At 62.6% G+C, this 16,856-nt stretch carries 14 protein-coding genes and 2 pseudogenes; 8 read left to right on the forward strand and 8 right to left on the reverse strand.

Annotation, left to right across the window (positions count from 1 at the left end):
* Positions 1–246: 246 nt before the first annotated feature.
* Positions 247–3,897 carry a tetratricopeptide repeat protein gene (locus tag ACWTU7_RS03440; protein ID WP_455837905.1) on the forward strand — a complete coding sequence of 1,217 codons (3,651 nt, stop codon included), beginning with the start codon at positions 247–249 and terminating at the stop codon, positions 3,895–3,897.
* Entirely contained in the window at positions 3,897–5,741 is a 1,845-nt protein-coding gene (locus ACWTU7_RS03445) for a CHASE2 domain-containing protein (RefSeq protein ID WP_455837904.1), read from the forward strand. Before ACWTU7_RS03440 ends, ACWTU7_RS03445 begins: the two co-directional genes overlap by 1 nt.
* Here the strand turns inward: ACWTU7_RS03445 and ACWTU7_RS03450 are convergent.
* On the reverse strand, positions 5,738–5,905 hold the full coding sequence (locus ACWTU7_RS03450; RefSeq protein ID WP_455838015.1) for a hypothetical protein: 168 nt from the start codon (positions 5,903–5,905) through the stop codon (positions 5,738–5,740). The genes ACWTU7_RS03445 and ACWTU7_RS03450 overlap by 4 nt on opposite strands.
* On the opposite strand from ACWTU7_RS03450, the pseudogene ACWTU7_RS03455 reads away from it, so the two are divergent.
* Positions 5,870–6,064: pseudogene (locus tag ACWTU7_RS03455) on the forward strand (DUF1857 domain-containing protein); the annotation flags it as partial. The gene ACWTU7_RS03450 and the pseudogene ACWTU7_RS03455 sit on opposite strands and share 36 nt — an antisense overlap.
* Positions 6,065–6,314: 250 nt before the next feature.
* Here ACWTU7_RS03455 and ACWTU7_RS03460 read toward each other — a convergent pair.
* Positions 6,315–6,932: a TetR/AcrR family transcriptional regulator gene (locus ACWTU7_RS03460; protein ID WP_455837903.1), complete on the reverse strand. Its 618-nt coding sequence runs from the start codon at positions 6,930–6,932 to the stop codon at positions 6,315–6,317.
* 151 nt (positions 6,933–7,083) lie between these two features.
* On the opposite strand from ACWTU7_RS03460, the gene ACWTU7_RS03465 reads away from it, so the two are divergent.
* The 3 genes from ACWTU7_RS03465 (at position 7,084) to ACWTU7_RS03475 (ending at position 8,120) form a co-directional block, all read left to right on the forward strand.
* Entirely contained in the window at positions 7,084–7,491 is a 408-nt protein-coding gene (locus ACWTU7_RS03465) for a DUF6463 family protein (RefSeq protein ID WP_455837902.1), read from the forward strand.
* A gap of 156 nt (positions 7,492–7,647) precedes the next feature.
* Positions 7,648–7,920 (forward strand): DUF2867 domain-containing protein, encoded by a 273-nt coding sequence (locus ACWTU7_RS03470; protein WP_455837901.1) that lies wholly within the window; start codon positions 7,648–7,650, stop codon positions 7,918–7,920.
* Positions 7,921–8,033: 113 nt separating this feature from the next.
* Positions 8,034–8,120, forward strand: a complete 87-nt coding sequence (locus tag ACWTU7_RS03475; RefSeq protein ID WP_455846498.1) for a DUF2867 domain-containing protein — start codon at positions 8,034–8,036, stop codon at positions 8,118–8,120.
* A gap of 167 nt (positions 8,121–8,287) precedes the next feature.
* On the opposite strand, the gene otnK is transcribed toward ACWTU7_RS03475, so the two are convergent.
* From otnK to ACWTU7_RS03495, 4 genes and pseudogenes are all read right to left on the reverse strand, one after another.
* The gene (otnK, locus tag ACWTU7_RS03480) at positions 8,288–9,565 is read right to left on the reverse strand and encodes a 3-oxo-tetronate kinase (RefSeq protein WP_455837900.1); all 1,278 of its coding nucleotides are present in this window, start codon (positions 9,563–9,565) and stop codon (positions 8,288–8,290) included.
* Entirely contained in the window at positions 9,562–10,380 is an 819-nt protein-coding gene (gene otnI / locus ACWTU7_RS03485) for a 2-oxo-tetronate isomerase (protein ID WP_455837899.1), read from the reverse strand. The genes otnK and otnI overlap by 4 nt, the downstream gene beginning before the upstream one ends.
* A 19-nt stretch (positions 10,381–10,399) precedes the next feature.
* Positions 10,400–11,344: an L-threonate dehydrogenase gene (gene ltnD, locus ACWTU7_RS03490; protein ID WP_455837898.1), complete on the reverse strand. Its 945-nt coding sequence runs from the start codon at positions 11,342–11,344 to the stop codon at positions 10,400–10,402.
* A 30-nt stretch (positions 11,345–11,374) separates the two neighbouring features.
* Positions 11,375–12,687: pseudogene (locus tag ACWTU7_RS03495) on the reverse strand (MFS transporter).
* 213 nt (positions 12,688–12,900) lie between these two features.
* Between ACWTU7_RS03495 and ACWTU7_RS03500 the strand changes: the two are divergent.
* Together ACWTU7_RS03500 and otnC are read left to right on the forward strand one after the other, a co-directional pair.
* Positions 12,901–13,917, forward strand: a complete 1,017-nt coding sequence (locus tag ACWTU7_RS03500; RefSeq protein ID WP_455838000.1) for a LacI family DNA-binding transcriptional regulator — start codon at positions 12,901–12,903, stop codon at positions 13,915–13,917.
* Positions 13,914–14,579 (forward strand): 3-oxo-tetronate 4-phosphate decarboxylase, encoded by a 666-nt coding sequence (gene otnC, locus ACWTU7_RS03505; protein WP_127317522.1) that lies wholly within the window; start codon positions 13,914–13,916, stop codon positions 14,577–14,579. Before ACWTU7_RS03500 ends, otnC begins: the two co-directional genes overlap by 4 nt.
* A 62-nt stretch (positions 14,580–14,641) precedes the next feature.
* Here otnC and ACWTU7_RS03510 read toward each other — a convergent pair whose 3' ends face one another.
* Both ACWTU7_RS03510 and ACWTU7_RS03515 read right to left on the reverse strand, forming a co-directional pair.
* Positions 14,642–15,952: a hemolysin family protein gene (locus tag ACWTU7_RS03510; protein ID WP_455837897.1), complete on the reverse strand. Its 1,311-nt coding sequence runs from the start codon at positions 15,950–15,952 to the stop codon at positions 14,642–14,644.
* A gap of 156 nt (positions 15,953–16,108) precedes the next feature.
* A complete protein-coding gene (locus ACWTU7_RS03515) occupies positions 16,109–16,816 on the reverse strand; it encodes an LssY C-terminal domain-containing protein (protein ID WP_455837896.1) in 708 nt (235 codons plus the stop codon).
* Positions 16,817–16,856 lie beyond the last annotated feature (40 nt).

Raw genomic sequence — 16,856 nt, forward strand, 5'->3', positions numbered from 1 at the left:
GTCCAGAAGCAGCTGGCTTCGGTCAGCCACGGGTTTTCAAGCGACGAAGATGGTCCCACTTTGAACTCCCTTCACTCAACTGCTTATAGATCACAGCCGCCCGGACATAGCGCCTGTTTTCCGATGCTGTGTGTCCGGGCAGCAACGTTTGCCGTGTTCGGCGATCTGCTGCAACGGAGTATTTGACAGTTCGATGAATGAACCGTCATAAAGCCGTACGAAGAGGGGGCGCGCTTCAGAACTGCGATGCGGGGGCCGGTAAGTTTTTCGCTGTTGTTGACGGCGCTCGTCGGTATCCAGCCGGCGGCGGCCGATGTCGTGCCGCGCAACCAGCCGGCGGCCGGGTCGGTCATTGCCCGCAAATCGGGCGAGGAAGTGCGCTTCCTAGAATTCGCCTCTTGGCAGGTGGTCGATCTCAGGCAGGACGTCGTCCCCGGCGACTATCTGCGCACCAACGCCACCGGCAGCCTAGCAGTGCTGTTTGCCGACCGCACCCAGATGCGGCTTGGCCGCAATACGACGCTCCTGGTCAAAAAGATCGGCGCGGCGTCCGACACCGAGTTCAAGCTGGAGAGCGGCACCATCTGGGCGCGAGCAGAGCGCGGCGGCGAAGGGCTGACCATCGACACGCCCGCCGCCGCCGCCGCCATCCGCGGCACCGACTGGACGATGACCGTCGACGGCAACGGCCGCACCTCGCTGATCGTGCTGGAAGGCACGGTAGAACTCGCCAACGAATTCGGCTCGGTCAGCGTCGCCGAAGGCGAAGCCGCGGCGGCCACCATCGGCTCGGCGCCGACGAAGGTCGTCATCGTCGATTCGGACGACCGCGAGCAGATGCTGTTCTACTACTCCTTGCGCGACGCTTTCACCGTCCTGCCAGCATCGGCATTGTCGAGCCTGGACATGCGCAAGGCGCGCGCCAGGATAAAGGCGATGGAGCCGTCGTCCCGATCCGCCGAGGACTGGGTGACATTGGCCGAGGTTAATCTTGACTTTGAAGGGCGGGAAGCGGCGCGCGACGCGGCCAGGCAGGCGCGACAATTCCCGCTGACGCGCGCGCAGGAAGCCCGGCTCGATCTGATCGACGCGTTGATCGCCGGCGCCGAACAGCGCTATGCCGAGGCGGCGCATCTGTTCGAACGCGCGGCGCCGCATCTCGATCCCAGCCGGCGTGTCATGGCGCGCTATGGCGGCTACTATGCGCGCTCGCTGGCTGACCCCAGCCATATCGAAGCTCCGCCGGTTAATGCGGATGCCGGCGTCGCCGCGGCCATCGCCGAGGCTCTGACGGCCGGATTTCTGGTCGACCTCAAAGCTGCAATTGCCGTTCTCGAAAGAGCCGAACGGCGCTATCCCGGTGATCCGACGCTGCCCGCCCTCAGGGCACAAATTGCGTTCCTGCTCGACGACCGCGAACAGGTGGAAGCGGCAATCGATCGCGCTTTGTCGCTCGACCCGGATAATGTGATCGCGCTCCAAGCACGCGCCGGTTATCGGGCCGGAATCAAGAGCGATCTTGAAGGCGCGCTTGCCGACCTCGAGCGCGCGGTGGAGCTGGCGCCCGGCTCGGCGAGCTGGAACGCTCTCGGCCTCGTTCAGAGCGCGCGCGGCGCCACTCGCGAGGCGGAGGCGGCGCTGAAGCGCGCTATCGAACTCGACCCGAAAGATCCTGTCCCCCACGCCAACCTCGCCATCGTCTATCTCGAGCAGGACCGCACGGCCGAAGCGAAGGCCGAAATCGACACGGCGCTCGCAGTCGATCCGGCGTTCGACATCGGGCTGGTTGCGCGCGGCCGCTACTATCTGCAGACCGGCGAACTGGACAAAGCGCGTGACGACCTGCTCGCCGGCACGACCGCCAATCCGGCCTATTCCAATGGATTGCTGCTGCTTGCCGTCGCCTATTACGAAGCCGGCGAGCTGGAACCCGCCGAACAGGCTATCGAAAACGCCGATCGCCTTGATCCGAACGATCCGGTGATTTCATCCTTCCGCACGGCGGTTGCAATCGACGAGTACGAAGCCGACAAGGCGATCGCCAGCGCCCAGGAAGCGCTGAAGCGCACCAGAGCGCGCGGCGGCGACTATGCCGCCCTCAGCGCCAATCGCGACACCGGCTCGACGTTGAACGACGCGTTCCGGCTACTCAATCTTAACGCCTGGGGCCGCTACTACGGCGACGCGGTTTTCGATCCCTTCACCGGCTCCGGCTATGTCGACCAGGCGCTTGCCGGTAGCTTAAATCCCTTCGTCAACAATCTGCGTTTCGGAGACGTGCCGACGGAACCGGGCCCTAATGCAACCAGCTTCTCATCGTTTTTCCAAGGCTTGATGCTCGACCCGCAAATGCTGGCCGGCCGCCAGAGGAGCGCCAACATCCTCCGGCGACCTTTCATCGAAACCACCGTCGGCGGGGGTTTTGTCGCCGATGACGGCGATCTGGGTTGGAACAGCGAAATCGAAACCCAAGGGTATCAAGCAGCTCCCTTTCCCTGGAGCTTCTACGGCAGGATCAACGGTTTGGAGACCGACACGCGTCGCGGCGATGATCCAGCGACCGGCCAGTTCGATCTCGATGACCGGTCGATCACCGGCACAGGCTACATGGCCATGAAGCCGACGCCGAATGACCGGGTGGTGGCCTATATCGATGTCAAGGACTTCGAGTTCGACCTAAGCACAGTGCTGGACCCTACCGTTCTGCCGCTAGGAGGAACGTATGCCGACTCCGGCGACACCCGAACCGGCAACGCCGGGGTCGCCTGGAGCCATACATTTGGTTACCAGAACGTTGCCAGCGCGGCGCTGTTTGCGACCGACATTACGGATCGAAGCAACAGAACCCGCTTGGAGGAAATCGGCTTCGGGGAAACAGGATTCATTCTGGAGAGTGAGACCAGCCAGCAATCCTATCTCGCCGCATTCAATCACATCTACGGAACCGGTGACTTGACTCTCCGATACGGAGGTGAGGGCGGACTCTTGGAAGTCTCAAAAGACGAAACGTTTTCTTTCGTGTTTCCTTTTATCCCGGACACAATCATATCCGAATCCACTACGGCAGTCGATGTCGCCATTGGGCGCGTCTATTTCGACGCCGTCTACGAGTTCAACCCCAATCTCAAAGTGGAGGGAGCCCTATTCGGCACTTATCTCGACGGTGGCACGATTGATGAACAACGCCTGGAGCCTCGCCTCGGTGTCGCCTGGACGCCTTTCGAAGGCCATTACCTACGCGCCGGGTTCCTGCGCGAAGGCTCGTTCATAACGTCGGCGACCTTGGCGCCGGTCGGAATACTCGGCCTGCAATCCAATCAGAATTCTCTAGCTGTCGACGGCTTTTCGGACACGTTTGCCGCGCGCTGGGACGCCGAGTGGAACAGCCGCCTTTTTACGGCCGTCGATTACCAGCATCAGGAATTCGAGAAACTTTCGATCGGCGTTCCGGCTTCCGCCACCACAATCGATCTCAGCGAGGGCCGGCTCGACCGGATCAGCGCCACGGCCAACGTCTGGATCGGCAACGGCTTCGGCGCGTTCGCGACCTTTGCCTACGCCGATTCAGAGAACGAAGATCCGACAAGTCCAGGCTTCGGCGGCCCGCTGCCCTTTGTCCCCGAAACGTCCGCGCGGTTTGGCCTGACCTGGGTTCACCCGTCCAACATCAAGGTCACGCTGGCCGAAACCTTTGTCGGCTCACGCACCGGCGATGCGGCGGGGACTGAGCTCGAATCCTACTGGTCGACGGATGCCTTCCTGACCTGGGAACCTTTCGACAAACGATTTGAACTCGAAATTGCCGCGTACAATCTGTTCGACGAGGATTTTCAGGTCGCATCGTTCACCCCCGGCTGGGGCCGCAGCATCGTCGGTTCGCTGAAGGTCCGGTTCTGATGTTTGCAGGCGGGCCGTGGTGGAAGGGCCTTGGCGCTTCCGCGCCCGGAACCCCCTCCCGCCGCAACGGCATTCTTGCGATCGCGGTCCTCGCCGTGCTGCTAGTTGCTGGTCTGTCCCTGCTCACGCCATGGAAGCTCGTCGAGGCGCGCGCTTTCGATTATCTCTCGACCATTTCGCCGCCGCCCCCGCCCGATGACGGGCCGGTCATTGTCGCCATCGACGAGCCCTCGCTTGCCGAGATCGGCCCGCAATGGCCATGGCCGCGCGATCTTCACGGGCGGCTCGTCGAGGCTCTGCGCCGCGCTGGAGCGGAAGCCGTCGGGCTCGACATCATCTTTGCCGAGCCGTCGACGCCGGCCGCGGACGAAGCGTTGGTCAAGAGCCTTGGCCCGGACGTGGTTCTGGCCGGCGACGAGACATTCATCGAGACCGAGCAGGCCGCCCAGCATGTCCGGGTCGAGCCGCTGGCCATTTTCACCGCGACGGGCGCCGCAACCGGCATCGCCTCAATCGCGCCCGACGGCGACGGCATCCTGCGGCGCGTGCCGGGCTATGGCGACGGCTTTGCGGCAGAGCTTCTGAACGCCGCCGGCCGGCCGGCCACTGTACCGCGAAACGCGCTGCTGCAGGCCTTCGGCCCGTCTCGCACATATCCGACCGTCTCCTACTATCAGGCGCTCGATCCCGACAGTTTCCTGCCGGAAAATTTTTTCCGCGGCCGCATAGTCATGGTCGGGCTCAGCCTGCAGAACGCGCCGACGCTGTCGCAAGGCGGCGCCGACGTCCACGCCTCGCCGTTCACCATCCGCACCGGCAGGCTCGTTTCCGGCGTCGAGATCCAGGCGACGGTCTTCGACAATCTGGCGCATCAGCTGTTCATCGCGCGCGCCCCGGCATGGGCGGCAATTCTCTCGATCCTGCTTGGCGCGGGCATTGGCGTTCTTGCCGTCTGGAAGTCGACCGGATGGAAGACCCTGGCGGGCGCTGTGGTTGCCGTGCTGGCGCTCCTCGCCGGCAGCTATATGGCGCTGCGCTACGGCCGTGTCTTCGTCGCGCCGCTGGCGCCAGCGCTTGCCTTTACTCTTGTCGCAAGCGCGCAGGCGGCGCGCGATTTCGCGGCGGAGCGGAAGCTTAGGCGCGGCATAACGCGCGCCTTCTCGCAATATCTGTCGCCGGCCCTGGTGGAACGCCTGGCGCGCGACCCGACGCAGCTTCGCCTTGGCGGCGAGGTCCGCACGCTGACCATTCTCTTTTGCGACATTCGCGGCTTCACCACCATCGCGGAGGCGATGAAGGGCGATCCCGAGCGGCTGACAACGCTGATCAACCGGCTGCTGACGCCGCTTTCCGACGTCGTGATGGCGCATGGCGGCACCATCGACAAATATATCGGCGACTGCCTCATGGCATTCTGGAACGCGCCGCTGGACGATCCAGACCACGCCATCCATGCGGTGGAGGCCAGCCTCGAAATGCTCGCCGCGCTAGATCGGCTGAACGCGCAATTGCAGGCGGAGGCCGAAACGCGCGGCGAAACGCCGATTGCGCTGCGCATCGGCATCGGCGTCAACACCGGGCAATGCGTCGTCGGCAATGTCGGATCGGAGCAGCGCTTCGACTATTCGGCGCTCGGCGACGCGGTCAATCTGGCATCGCGGCTGGAGGGCGCCTCGAAGGATCTCGGCGTTCCGCTGGTGATCGGCCGGGCGACCGCCGAACTGGTGTCAGACAGGATTCCGCTGACCCCGCTGCGCGAGATCACCGTAAAGGGGCGCGGCGAGTCTACCACGGTCTATGCCCCCGCGGCGGTAAGCGCACCGGTTTCGACAGCCGCAAGTTAGGCGGTTGTCCGTTCGCGTTCGAACAGGATTGTCGGCGACCCCTTGTAGCTCGTTCTGGTTATCTCGCGATAACGGCATTTCAGGGCGACGTTTACGGAGCCGGTATTGTCCGGATCGAAGATGCACGCAACGAACTGTTCGAGGATGATGCTGGCGAACTGCAACTTCGGTTCTACTGCTACATCGGCCTGCTCGGCAAAGAGCCGAACGGCCCCGAGGAGCAGGCCGAGCAGGCGCAGTTCGACAGCGACCAGGGCTACAAGGCCGCCCTCCTCTCGACGCTGAAACTCACCCGCGAGTTGCTGGCGGATGGTTCGCTCTAAAACGGGTTGAGCGACCGGTGGCCTGTCTCATTTCCAGCAGGCAGGCCCGCCCTCCTTACATGAAGAGCGCCTATCGCGATCGTGACGACATTCGCGACGACGCGTCAGGATATTTGCGCCAGCGCCTCCTGGATGAACGGCAGCTATCCCTGAGCCGCATCCGAAACCTGACCGTCTGGAAACGGCCCCAGAGCCGAGCAGCGATGCGCCTCATGTCGGCCGCGATGGGACCTATCGAAGACGAACTAAACTATCCGGAGGCTCCGGAAAAATGCAATGAACACTCGTCATCTCCGCCTTCCATAGCATCTAGCGCGAGATCGACGACGCGCCTGAACACAGCATCCTCGGCCAAGGCCGGATTGTAACGGCGGGTCGCGAAGACGCCAAGCAGAGCAAGGTAAATGCCCTTGGCGAGCAGTTCGGCATCCGTCGCGTCCGCGCCCATGAGCGAAAGCTCGCTCACCAGATATCCGATGCGCTGCGCCTCGATGGTGCGCACTCTATCCGCAGCGACACGGTCGAGTACCGCCCAGGCACTGAACGCGCCCTCGGCTTGAGCCACGTCGACACCGTCCATGCTCGCGTCCAGCGCTTCTTCGGCGAGGGCGAGCAGACGTGCACGTGGTGTCGGAAGGGACGCGACATTGGCGATCAGTCGGGCCGTAAAGTCCTTCTCCCAAAGATCAAGCAGGGCTGAAAGCAGATCTGACCGATCCGAGAAGTGCCAGTAGAAGGATCCCTTGCTGACATTCAGCCTTTTCGCGAGACGCTCCACCCGGACGGACTCTATGCCGCCCTCGGCCAGCGCTGCGAGACCAGCCAAGACCCAATCGTCGCGGGTCAGCTCTTGCGATTTTCTGCTCAAATGTCTCTCCTCCGTGAGCGGCGTAGTGCGACATCTCGTCCGTCCATACGTTACCGTATGGACTTGGAAAAGTCACCGCGTTACATACGGTTCCGTATGGAGAACGTAGCAAAGGTCGCCTGTGCGTACCCAAGCACGAAGGATTGCAGCAATGATCAGGTGGAGCGGAATTGCTATGGTGGCGCTCGGCATTCTGCACATGATCGTGCTGGGCATTGACGCCGTGGCGGAAATCCCGGGTTGGCTGAGGCTTGAGCTTTGGACGGCGGAGCATTGGCAGCCCCTCCGCATTCAGCGTCTGGAAGTGCTGGTAAGCAATGCCGCCTTTTGGTCGACGGTCGGAAGTTTTGCCTTGCCACTGATCATGATTGGAGCCGTGGTGATCTGGCTGGACAAGAGGCAGCTTCCAGTCCCGGCTTTTCTGGGCTGGTCGCTGCTGGCCTGGATTGTTGTCGCGTCGCTGATAATAGAGGTGAGCGGGTTCCCGCTAGGAATCCCCATCGCGACTTGTCTCATTCTCGGCGCAAGGCGGCAAAAGGGCCTTGCGTCGATTGCATAACTGTCGCCGCGCGAAACACAGCTTTCGTCGCTGATCGTCTGGTAAACGGAGATCAGTAATCGACAGCCGGCGATTGCCGGTCAGGTTTTCAAGTTGCGCATAGCGAGCATTGAGAATGATTGGGAATCCGGCGCCTGATCGCGCGTTCGTCCACAGATGCATCCCCCTCCCGCGGCCGGCGCAAAACGCCGTCCGCCACTCCCCGGCGCAAACTTCGGGGACACCTACTCATTGGCCGTGAACGGCCTCAAACTGAATGCTCTCGGTGCTTCGCAGCTGGTGTTCGGGTGGGCGCCGGGCTGGGTCAAATGTTTGTTGGCGTTGCGAAATCTTATTGTGAAGCCGTTTGGCTTGAACGCCCGGACGGGAACGGGTGCGCCACGCCAGTCCACATATCGGCTTCTTTCCGGTCATCAGCCAGTCGACTGATCATGTCCTCCTCGGTCTTGACGACCGGCATCTCAATTTCCGCGTGTCAATTGAGGTCAAGGGAATGCGGTATCGGTTAGCAGGAGATCTCCGTCTCGACGGCGACTCACAATCTGCTCGGCCGCGTCTATCTCGCGATCGTGAAACCATTTCACCGGATCGTCGTCCCGGCGATGTTAAAGCAAGTGGGTTCCGATTGAAGCCCTGCGCTTGCGGGTCCCGCTTTGCGAACCGCTTGAGCATGACTGCGCCGTCTACCGCTCAAGGTCGAAATCGGCCGGGGCGCAAACGCGTCAACCGAACGGCCGCTTGTTGACAGCAACATCCCGAAAGCTGACGGACTACTTTCGGCCAAGAGCCACGGCGCTTATGCCATGATGGCCAAAGCGTCCGCGAAGAAGCTTTCGCCGCCGAAATTTCCCGATTTAAGAGCCAACACCATGTCGCCGTGACGACCTCCGATACTGTGCAAGACGGGCACGCCCGCAACGATTTCCTGCCCGAGTCTAAATGCTGGAATGGCAAGCCGGTCGACCACCGCGCCGGATGTCTCTCCGCCCGCTACGATCAGCCGGCGCACGCCCCGTTCCACCAGACGTTCGGCAATCGCCGCAAGGTATTGTTCGATGACCTGGCCGACCGCATCGCGTCCGTAGCGGGTTTGCAACCTTGATACATCATCCGGATTCGAGCTGCTGGCGATGATGACGGGAGTTCGGGCCATCCGCTCGGCCGCCCAATCGAGGGCAAGCTTTGCCTCCTCCCGTCCGTTCATAAGCTTTTCCGGATCGAGCCGCAGGACGGGCATTGTCTGCTCGGCTTTGGCGATCTGTTGCAAAGTCGCCTGTGAACAGCTTCCGGCAAGAACAGCTGCTGGTCCTGTGACCGGCTTGCCGTAAACAGCAGTCCTCTCGTGGCGACGTACGGTGCCCGCTGCGATCACGCCGCGGGCAAGACCCAATCCCAAACCCGAGGCTCCGACTGACAATCGCTGACGAAGCGCAGCCGCACCAATTGCTTCGAGGTCGCTCTCGAATACGGCATCGGTGATGGCTGCTCCCTTCCCATCGGAGGCCAGCTGTGCCAGCCGCTCGACGATCGCCTCCGTCCCGCGCGCAACGATTGCGAGATCGACGAGTCCAACGGCCGCAGCACTCTGCCGAGCCAGAACGCGGACCAGGTTGGCATCGTGCATGGGGTTGAGCGGATGATCCTTCAGTGGGCTTTCGTTGAGCGGCGCCGCACCGACGAACAGATTGCCCTGATAGACGGTGCGACCGGTCTGCGGAAAGGCCGGCGTCACCAGCACCGTTGTTTCACCGGCATCGGCGCGCAGGGAGTCGAGCACCGGGCCGATATTGCCCTTGTCAGTCGAATCGAAGGTGGAACAGATCTTGTACATGACATGATCGGCGCCGCGCTCGCGCAGCCAGCGATCAGAGGCACGGGCACGTTCGACCGCCTCAGATGCGGCGATCGACCGGATCTTCAGCGAAACGACGATCGCATCGACTTCGGGCAAAGCCAGGTCGTCCGTGGGAATTCCGATGGTCTGGATCGTACGCAGACCCTCTTTGGCCAGCGTGTTCGCCAGGTCCGAGGCACCGGTGTAATCGTCCGCGATGCAGCCGAGCGAGAGCGTCATGGTAGAACTCCACGCTTGGCACCGGAAATTGCGCGCTGGCGCTCGCCGGTATAGCGAGCGAGCCAGCTGAGCCCGTCGAGCGTCTTGCTCCTCGGCCGGTATTCGCAGCCGACAAAGCCGGCATATCCTAGCCGGTCCAGCTCGTCGAAAATGAAGTGATCATCGAGTTCCCCTGTCGCCGGTTCATGCCGCGAAGGCACGCTGGCGATCTGGATGTGACCAATGAGCGGCATCAGCCGGCGAAGCGCCATGGTGACGTCACCATGCATGATCTGGCGATGGTAGATGTCGAATTGCAGCTTGAGATTGGGTAGCGCCAGGTCGCGGACGAGAGCTTCTGCGAAGCCGAAGTCGTTGAGGAAGTAACCCGGCATGTCACGGCCGTTGATCGGCTCGATCAAGAGATCGATGCCTCGGTCGGCAAGTTTCCCGGCCGTCCAGACGATGGCCTTCCGGTAGGCCTCGACAGCTTCCTTGTCGTCGCGAGAGGCAATCCCCGACATGAGATGGAGGCGCTTGACGCCGGTCGCCTCTGCGTAGGAGAGCGCTGTTTCAACGCCGACCTGAAGCTCGTCGAACCGTTCTGCCAGGGAGGCCAGTCCACGCTCACCGGCAGCCCAGTTACCGGGCGGCAGGTTGAACAGGACCTGGGTAAGACCGTTCTTTGCGAGGCGTTCCGCGATCGCATCGGGTCTATGCTCGTAAGGGAAAAGGAACTCGACCGCTTCAAAGCCGGCATCGGCGGCGGCAGCGAACCGGTCGAGGAACGACCATTCGTTGAACATCATGGTGAGATTGGCGGCGAAGCGGGGCATGGCTGGGGTCCGGTCCTGGTCAGGTTTGCGGTTCGCCGGGCAAGTCGGTGCCCGTGATCCTTGCGTAGAGGCGGGCGACCGAGGCATCGTCATCGCGCCCCATCCCGGCCGCCGAGGTCATCAGGAACATCTGCAGCGCTGCGGCCGCGACCGGCACGGGGAACTTGGCGCTGCGCGCCATATCCTGGATGATACCGAGATCCTTGACGAAAATGTCGACGGCGCTGCGTGGGGCATAGTCGCCGTCGAGCACGTGCGGAATTCGGTTCTCGAACATCCATGAATTGCCGGCCGAGGCGGTGATGACCTCGTAGACCTTGCGAATATCGAGCCCTTGCCGTGCGGCCAAGGCGATGGCTTCGCTCGCTGCCGCGATATGCACACCGGCGAGCAACTGGTTTATCATCTTGAATGCCGCGCCGACGCCCGGTTCATCTCCAAGTTCATAAAGCCTGGTTGCCATCGCGTCGAGTGCGGGCCGCGCCCTGGCAAAGGCGGCGGCGCTGCCGGAGGCCAGAATGGTGAGGGCGCCTTCCGCCGCGCGGACCGACCCGCCACTGATTGGCGCGTCGAGATAGAGCCGTCCGGTGGTTTCCAGCCGGGCGGCCAGATTGCGTGCAACGTCAGGATCCATGGTGGCTGAGGAGACGAACACCGCGCCATCTGGCAGGGTTTCGGCCACTCCATCCGCACCAAAGAGGATCGCTTCGGTCTGCGCCGCGTTGACGACGACAGAAACGACGACGTCCGCGGCCTGGGCGGCCTGGGCGGGGGTTTGTGCCCCCCGCCCGCCGTTGGCGACAAGGCGTGCCACCACCTGCTCGTTGACGTCGAAGCCCGTCACCTCGAACCCGGCGCGGCGAAGCGACGTCGCCATCCCGAACCCCATCGAACCGAGGCCGATAACCGCGACCCGTAGTGCGGCTGCAGCTGGGATATCCTTCTGCTTGTCGTTGGTGGTCATAATGGAAACTCCCTGCATGAGGCGGTTCGGCTAGCGGTTGACCAGTTTGGGTGGGACCGTCAGAACCAGGATCGCGCCGACCACTAGAATTGCGGCCAGCGCGTACATGCCGACCTGGGTCGTTCCTGTCAGATCCTTGAGATAGCCAACGAGATAGGGGCTGACGAAGCCGGCGAGATTTCCGACCGAATTGATGAGCGCAATACCAGCCGCAGCACCAGTTCCGCCGAGGAACGCTGTGGGCAGTGACCAGAACAGCGGCGCACAAGTGATCGCACCCGCTGCGGCCAGCGACAGAAAGGCAATCGCGATGGTGGGATCGGGCGAGGTAGCTGCAATCACAAAGCCGACTGCTCCAAAGAGAGCGGGAACCACCAGGTGCCAGCGGCGCTCGCGATATCTGTCGGCGCTGCGGCCAAAAAAGTTCATGGCGATCACAGCGCAGATAAACGGGATTGCGCTGATCAGTCCGATGTCGAGGTTGCCGGCGACGCCCGTCGCCTTGACCAGCGTGGGCATCCAGAACGTCAATCCGTACTGGCCCATTACGAAGCAGAAATAAATGAGACACATCAGCCAGATCCGGGGATCGCGGAAATGCCGGCGACGGAGTGTGAGCGTTCCTTGCCGTGCTCTTCCTGGGCGATCTCTCGCTCGATTGCCTGCTTCTCCGCTTCGCTCAGCCACTTGGCGTGACGGATGCCGTTGTCAAGGAAGAAAAAGACTGCGATGCCGAGCAGGATTGCCGGAACCGCTTCGATCAGGAACATCCATTGCCAGCCGGCAAGGCCGTTGCTGCCATGGAACGAATCCATGATCCAGCCGGAAAGCGGATTGCCGAAAATCCCGGAGATGGGGATCGCGGACATGAATATCGCGATGATCTTGGCGCGGCGGTGCGAGGGGTACCAATAGGTGAGGAAGAGGATGATGCCGGGGTAGAAACCAGCCTCGGCGACACCGAGCAGGAAGCGCAGCAGGTAGAACATCGGGGCAGATGCAGTGAACATGAAACCGGCTGAAATCAGGCCCCAGGTGATCATTATGCGGGCGATCCAGACGCGTGCCCCTACTTTGTGCAGGATGACGTTGCTCGGGACCTCGAACAGGAAATAGCCGATGAAGAAGATCCCGGCGCCAAGGCCGTAGACGGTTTCACTGAAGGCAAGGTCGGTCGACATCTGCAGCTTGGCAAAGCCGACGTTGACCCGATCGAGATAGGCAACGACATAACACAGCATCAGAAACGGCACGATGCGCCAGAAGACTTTTCTGTAGGCAATCCTTTTGATGTCGTTTTCTGCTCCGGCCTCAGCCGGAAGCGTCGGGGTGAGTATCGTCATCTGTTTCCTCCCATAACGTAGCGGTGGTCCCTCAGGGTCTCACGCCCCCGGCTGAATTTTGGCAGCGCTTGCACAGCCCATAACACGAGAATGGCAGCGCTGCCAAACGAAAAGTGGCAGCGCTGCCAAATTCTGTTGAGTGCGGCGCTGGAATGTGACAAAAGAAGCGTCAGGAATTGGAGTCGTACCGACGCATCGAGCCGAGAAACCGGAATGCAGAGCGAAGCAGAAGACGGTACGCAAACCGGCGCGATGATAACCCTCACCGACGTCGCGCGCGCGGCTGGCGTCGGCGAAAGCACCGCCTCGCGCGTGTTGCGCGGGCATGGTTCCTTCTCGACCAAGACACGCGAGAGTGTACTCACTGCCGCGCGGAGCCTCGGCTATGTGCCAAACCGGATCGCGGGAACCCTGGCCTCCATGGGGTCCAAGCTCGTCGGTGTCGTCATTCCCTCGCTAAGCAACATCGTCTTTCCGGATGTGCTGCGCGGCGCCAATACGGTACTGGTCGGCGCCGGCTTCCAACCTGTCGTCGCGGTGACCGACTACGATCCGGAGCGAGAGGAGAGCGTCATCGAGTCACTCCTCAGCTGGCGTCCAGCCGGGATTATGGTAGCGGGGCTCGAGCACACCGAGCGCACCGGAGTCATGCTGCGGAACGCCCGCATCAGAGTGGCCGAATTGCTTGATACCGATGGCGAGGGCATCGACATCGTCGTGGGCTTTTCCAACCGCAAGGCAGGCCGGGTGAGCGCTCAGCATTTGATGTCGCGCGGCTATCGCTGCATCGGCTACGTCGGCCACGACCTCAGCCTGGACCTCCGCGCGGCCAAGCGTTTCGCAGCGTTTCGCGCGGCCCTGGGCGAAGCCGGGCTGAGCATCATCGGAGAAGAAATCATTCGTGCCGCATCCTCGATCGAAGCCGGGCGCGACGGGCTGGCTCGATTGCTGGAGCGTTGTCCCGATCTGGATGCGGTTTACTTCTCCAACGACGACATGGCGATCGGCGGCTATTTCCACTGTCTCGCCCACGGCATCACGATACCGGACCGGCTGGCGATCTTCGGCTACAACGGTCTCGATGTGGCCAGAAGTGCGCCGCAGCCACTTTCGACCATCCTGACGCCGCGAGTGACCGTCGGTGAGATTGGAGCACGGCTCGTCTGCTCCGATGGGCCATCCGCAGTGGTCGATATCGGGTTCGAGCTGATTGAAGGGGCGACGACGTGACTGAAACCAAGCTGAGGGACGATATCTGCCGCTTCGGACGTTCGTTGTTCGAGCGCGGGCTGACGCCGGGATCGTCAGGCAATATCAGCCTGCGGCTCGATGATGGCGGCTGGCTGGTCACACCCACGAATGCCTCGCTAGGATTCCTGGATCCTGCCCGAATTTCCCGCCTCGACGCGCAAGGCCGGCTGACCTCTGGCGATGCGCCGACCAAGGAAATTCCATTGCATACTGCGCTCTATCAGACGAGGGCAGAGGCGCGCGCCATCGTGCACCTGCACTCGACCCACGCAGTCGCCCTTTCCATGCTGCCGGAAATAGATCCCAAGGCGGTGCTGCCGCCGATGACGCCCTACTACCTGATGCGCGCCGGACAAACCGCGCTGGTGTCCTATCATCGCCCAGGCGACCCGGCGGTTGTCGCTGCGATCAAGGGCCTCGCCGGGCGCTACTCCTCAGTGCTCCTGGCAAACCACGGTCCCGTGGTCGCGGGCGAAACGCTCGAGGCCGCCGTATTCGCTACCGAGGAGCTGGAAGAAACCGCAAAGCTCTATCTGCTGTTGCGCGGCCTCAATCCCCGCTACCTATCGCCGGAACAGGTCGCCGATTTGGTGCGGGTTTTCGGGATATCCTTGCCGGAGCAAGACGGGCACCACCATTAGGGCACCCTAACCGGAACAGGCTCATTCCTGCTTGCGAACAGGCCCATACATCGTGTTGATTGTTAGCGCACGATTTCGCGATGGCCGCCGGGCAGGCGCGTGGCGATGAGCTTGTCGATGCGGCGGCCGTCGAGGTCGACGACCTCGAAGCGCCAGCCCTGCGCATCCACGCATTCGCCGGTCGTCGGCAGATGGTGCAGGTGCGACAGCACGTAACCGGCGACAGTCTCGTAGTCGCGGTTCTCGGGCAGGTCGATGCCGAGAACGTCCGCCATCTCGTCGGCCTGCATGTAGCCGGCGAGCAGCCATGAGCCGTCCTCGCGCTTGACGGCGTTTTCCTCGTCGCCGGCGTCGAGGTCCGCCCGGAAGACGCCGGTGATGGCTTCCAATATGTCCGCCGGGGTGACAATGCCTTCGAAATGGCCGTATTCGTCATGGACCAGCGCCATCGGCACGTTGGATTCCTTGAGTGTCGAAAGGACATCCAGCGCGTCGGCCTGGTCATGGACGATGGGAGCGATGCGCACGTGCCGGCGCGGGTCGAGTGCGCGACCGCCAAGCATCGCGGCCAGCACGTCGCGGGTCTGGACGACGCCGATCATGGCGTCGACACTGCCATCGCCGGCTGGCAGGCGCGAATGCTGGGTCTCCATCAAGAGCTTGCGGGTCGCCACGTCGTCGGACTGCAGGTTGATCCAGTCGACCTCGGTGCGCGGTGTCATCACCGCGCGGACGGCGCGGTCGCCGAGCCGCATGACGCCGGCGATCATGCGCCGCTCGTCGGATTCGATGGTGCCGTGATGCTCGGCCTCGGCGACCAGCATCTTGATCTCCTCGTCGGTGACCTTCTCCTCGCTTTCACCGCGTTGGCCAAGCAGCCACAGCACAGCGCGGCCGGAAATGTCGAGCAGGAAGACCAGCGGCGCCGAGACGGTGGCAAGGATGGTCATCGCCGGAGCAACCCTGGCGGCGACGCGTTCGGGATCGCGCAGCGCGATCTGCTTGGGCACCAGTTCGCCGATGATGAGCGAGAAGTAGGTGATGAGGGCGACGACGATGCCGACGCCGATCGGGTCGGCAAGGCTTTCGCGGATGCCGGTCGATGCCAGGAACACGGACAGCCGCTCACCGAGCGTGGCGCCGGAAAAGGCGCCTGACAAAACACCGACCAGGGTGATGCCGATCTGCACGGACGACAGGAATTTGCCTGGATTGGAGCCGAGCGCCAAGGCGCGTCCGGCACCCGTCACGTTGCGGTCGATCATCGCCATGAGGCGGGCAGGCCGTGACGAGACGATGGCAAGCTCGGACATTGCCAGAAGGCCGTTCACGCAGATGAGGACGACCACGATAGCGATTTCAGCGTAAAGCATGAGGGGTCAATAGCATTGCGGTGAGGTCTTCGAAAATAGATGGACGTCATTTTTCATGGCGGCGGGCGCAACCATCTCACACGGCATCCCATGGTGGCGACGAAAAATGCTCGATCAGGGCGACGATGAGCCGGAGGCCAGCGGCTCGTCTTGCGCCTACGGCAACTGCAGCAGCACGCCCACTACCGCCTTGCCGTCGGTGAAATAGGGATCACCGCCGCCATTGCGCCCGGTCTTTGTCGCACCGATGCCTGATATCTCGCTGGTCGAGATCAGCATGCCTGAGGCAGAAAGGTCGCGGATCAGGAAGTCGCGCTCGGCGTCGATGTCGGGACCGATATGGTGGGTGATCGCACCGGTGTCGTGGCTGAGGCCGACGCCGCGATCGAAGCTTGCCGCACCCAGCCAGAGCGGCCGGCCATCGTCTCCGGTCGCATCTGTCTGCCAGAAGCGGACGTGATGACGCCGGTCGGCACTGTCGCCGACCGGCTTCTCGAAGGCGAGATCCTGTGCACGGCCTTCGAATAACAACCGGCTGACCGGCGCGTCGGGATAGGGCCGATCGAACAGCACGCTTTCGCCGATCTCGATCGCGGTCTTCAGCGTGAGGGCGTCGGCCGTGTCCCATCCGGCGACGGCGAAGGCGTGGACCAGCTCTTTTTTGGTACCGACGAGGCCGACATTGATCGGATCGCCCGCAATGCCCTGCGGCGTGTGCGTCACCATCTCGAAGCGCTGCGTTCGGAAGTTGCGGTCCCGCAGGGTCCAGAATTCCGGTGCGGCGAAATAGGCGAGCACGAGATAGCCGGCACAGAACGCCACCAGCCAGATCGTTGCGCGTCGTCGAAGGCTTCGTCGGCTCACGAGATACCACCCAGGCGATACGGCATCACCTTATGCGGCG

It is taken from the genome of Mesorhizobium sp. BHscii (assembly GCF_053848065.1).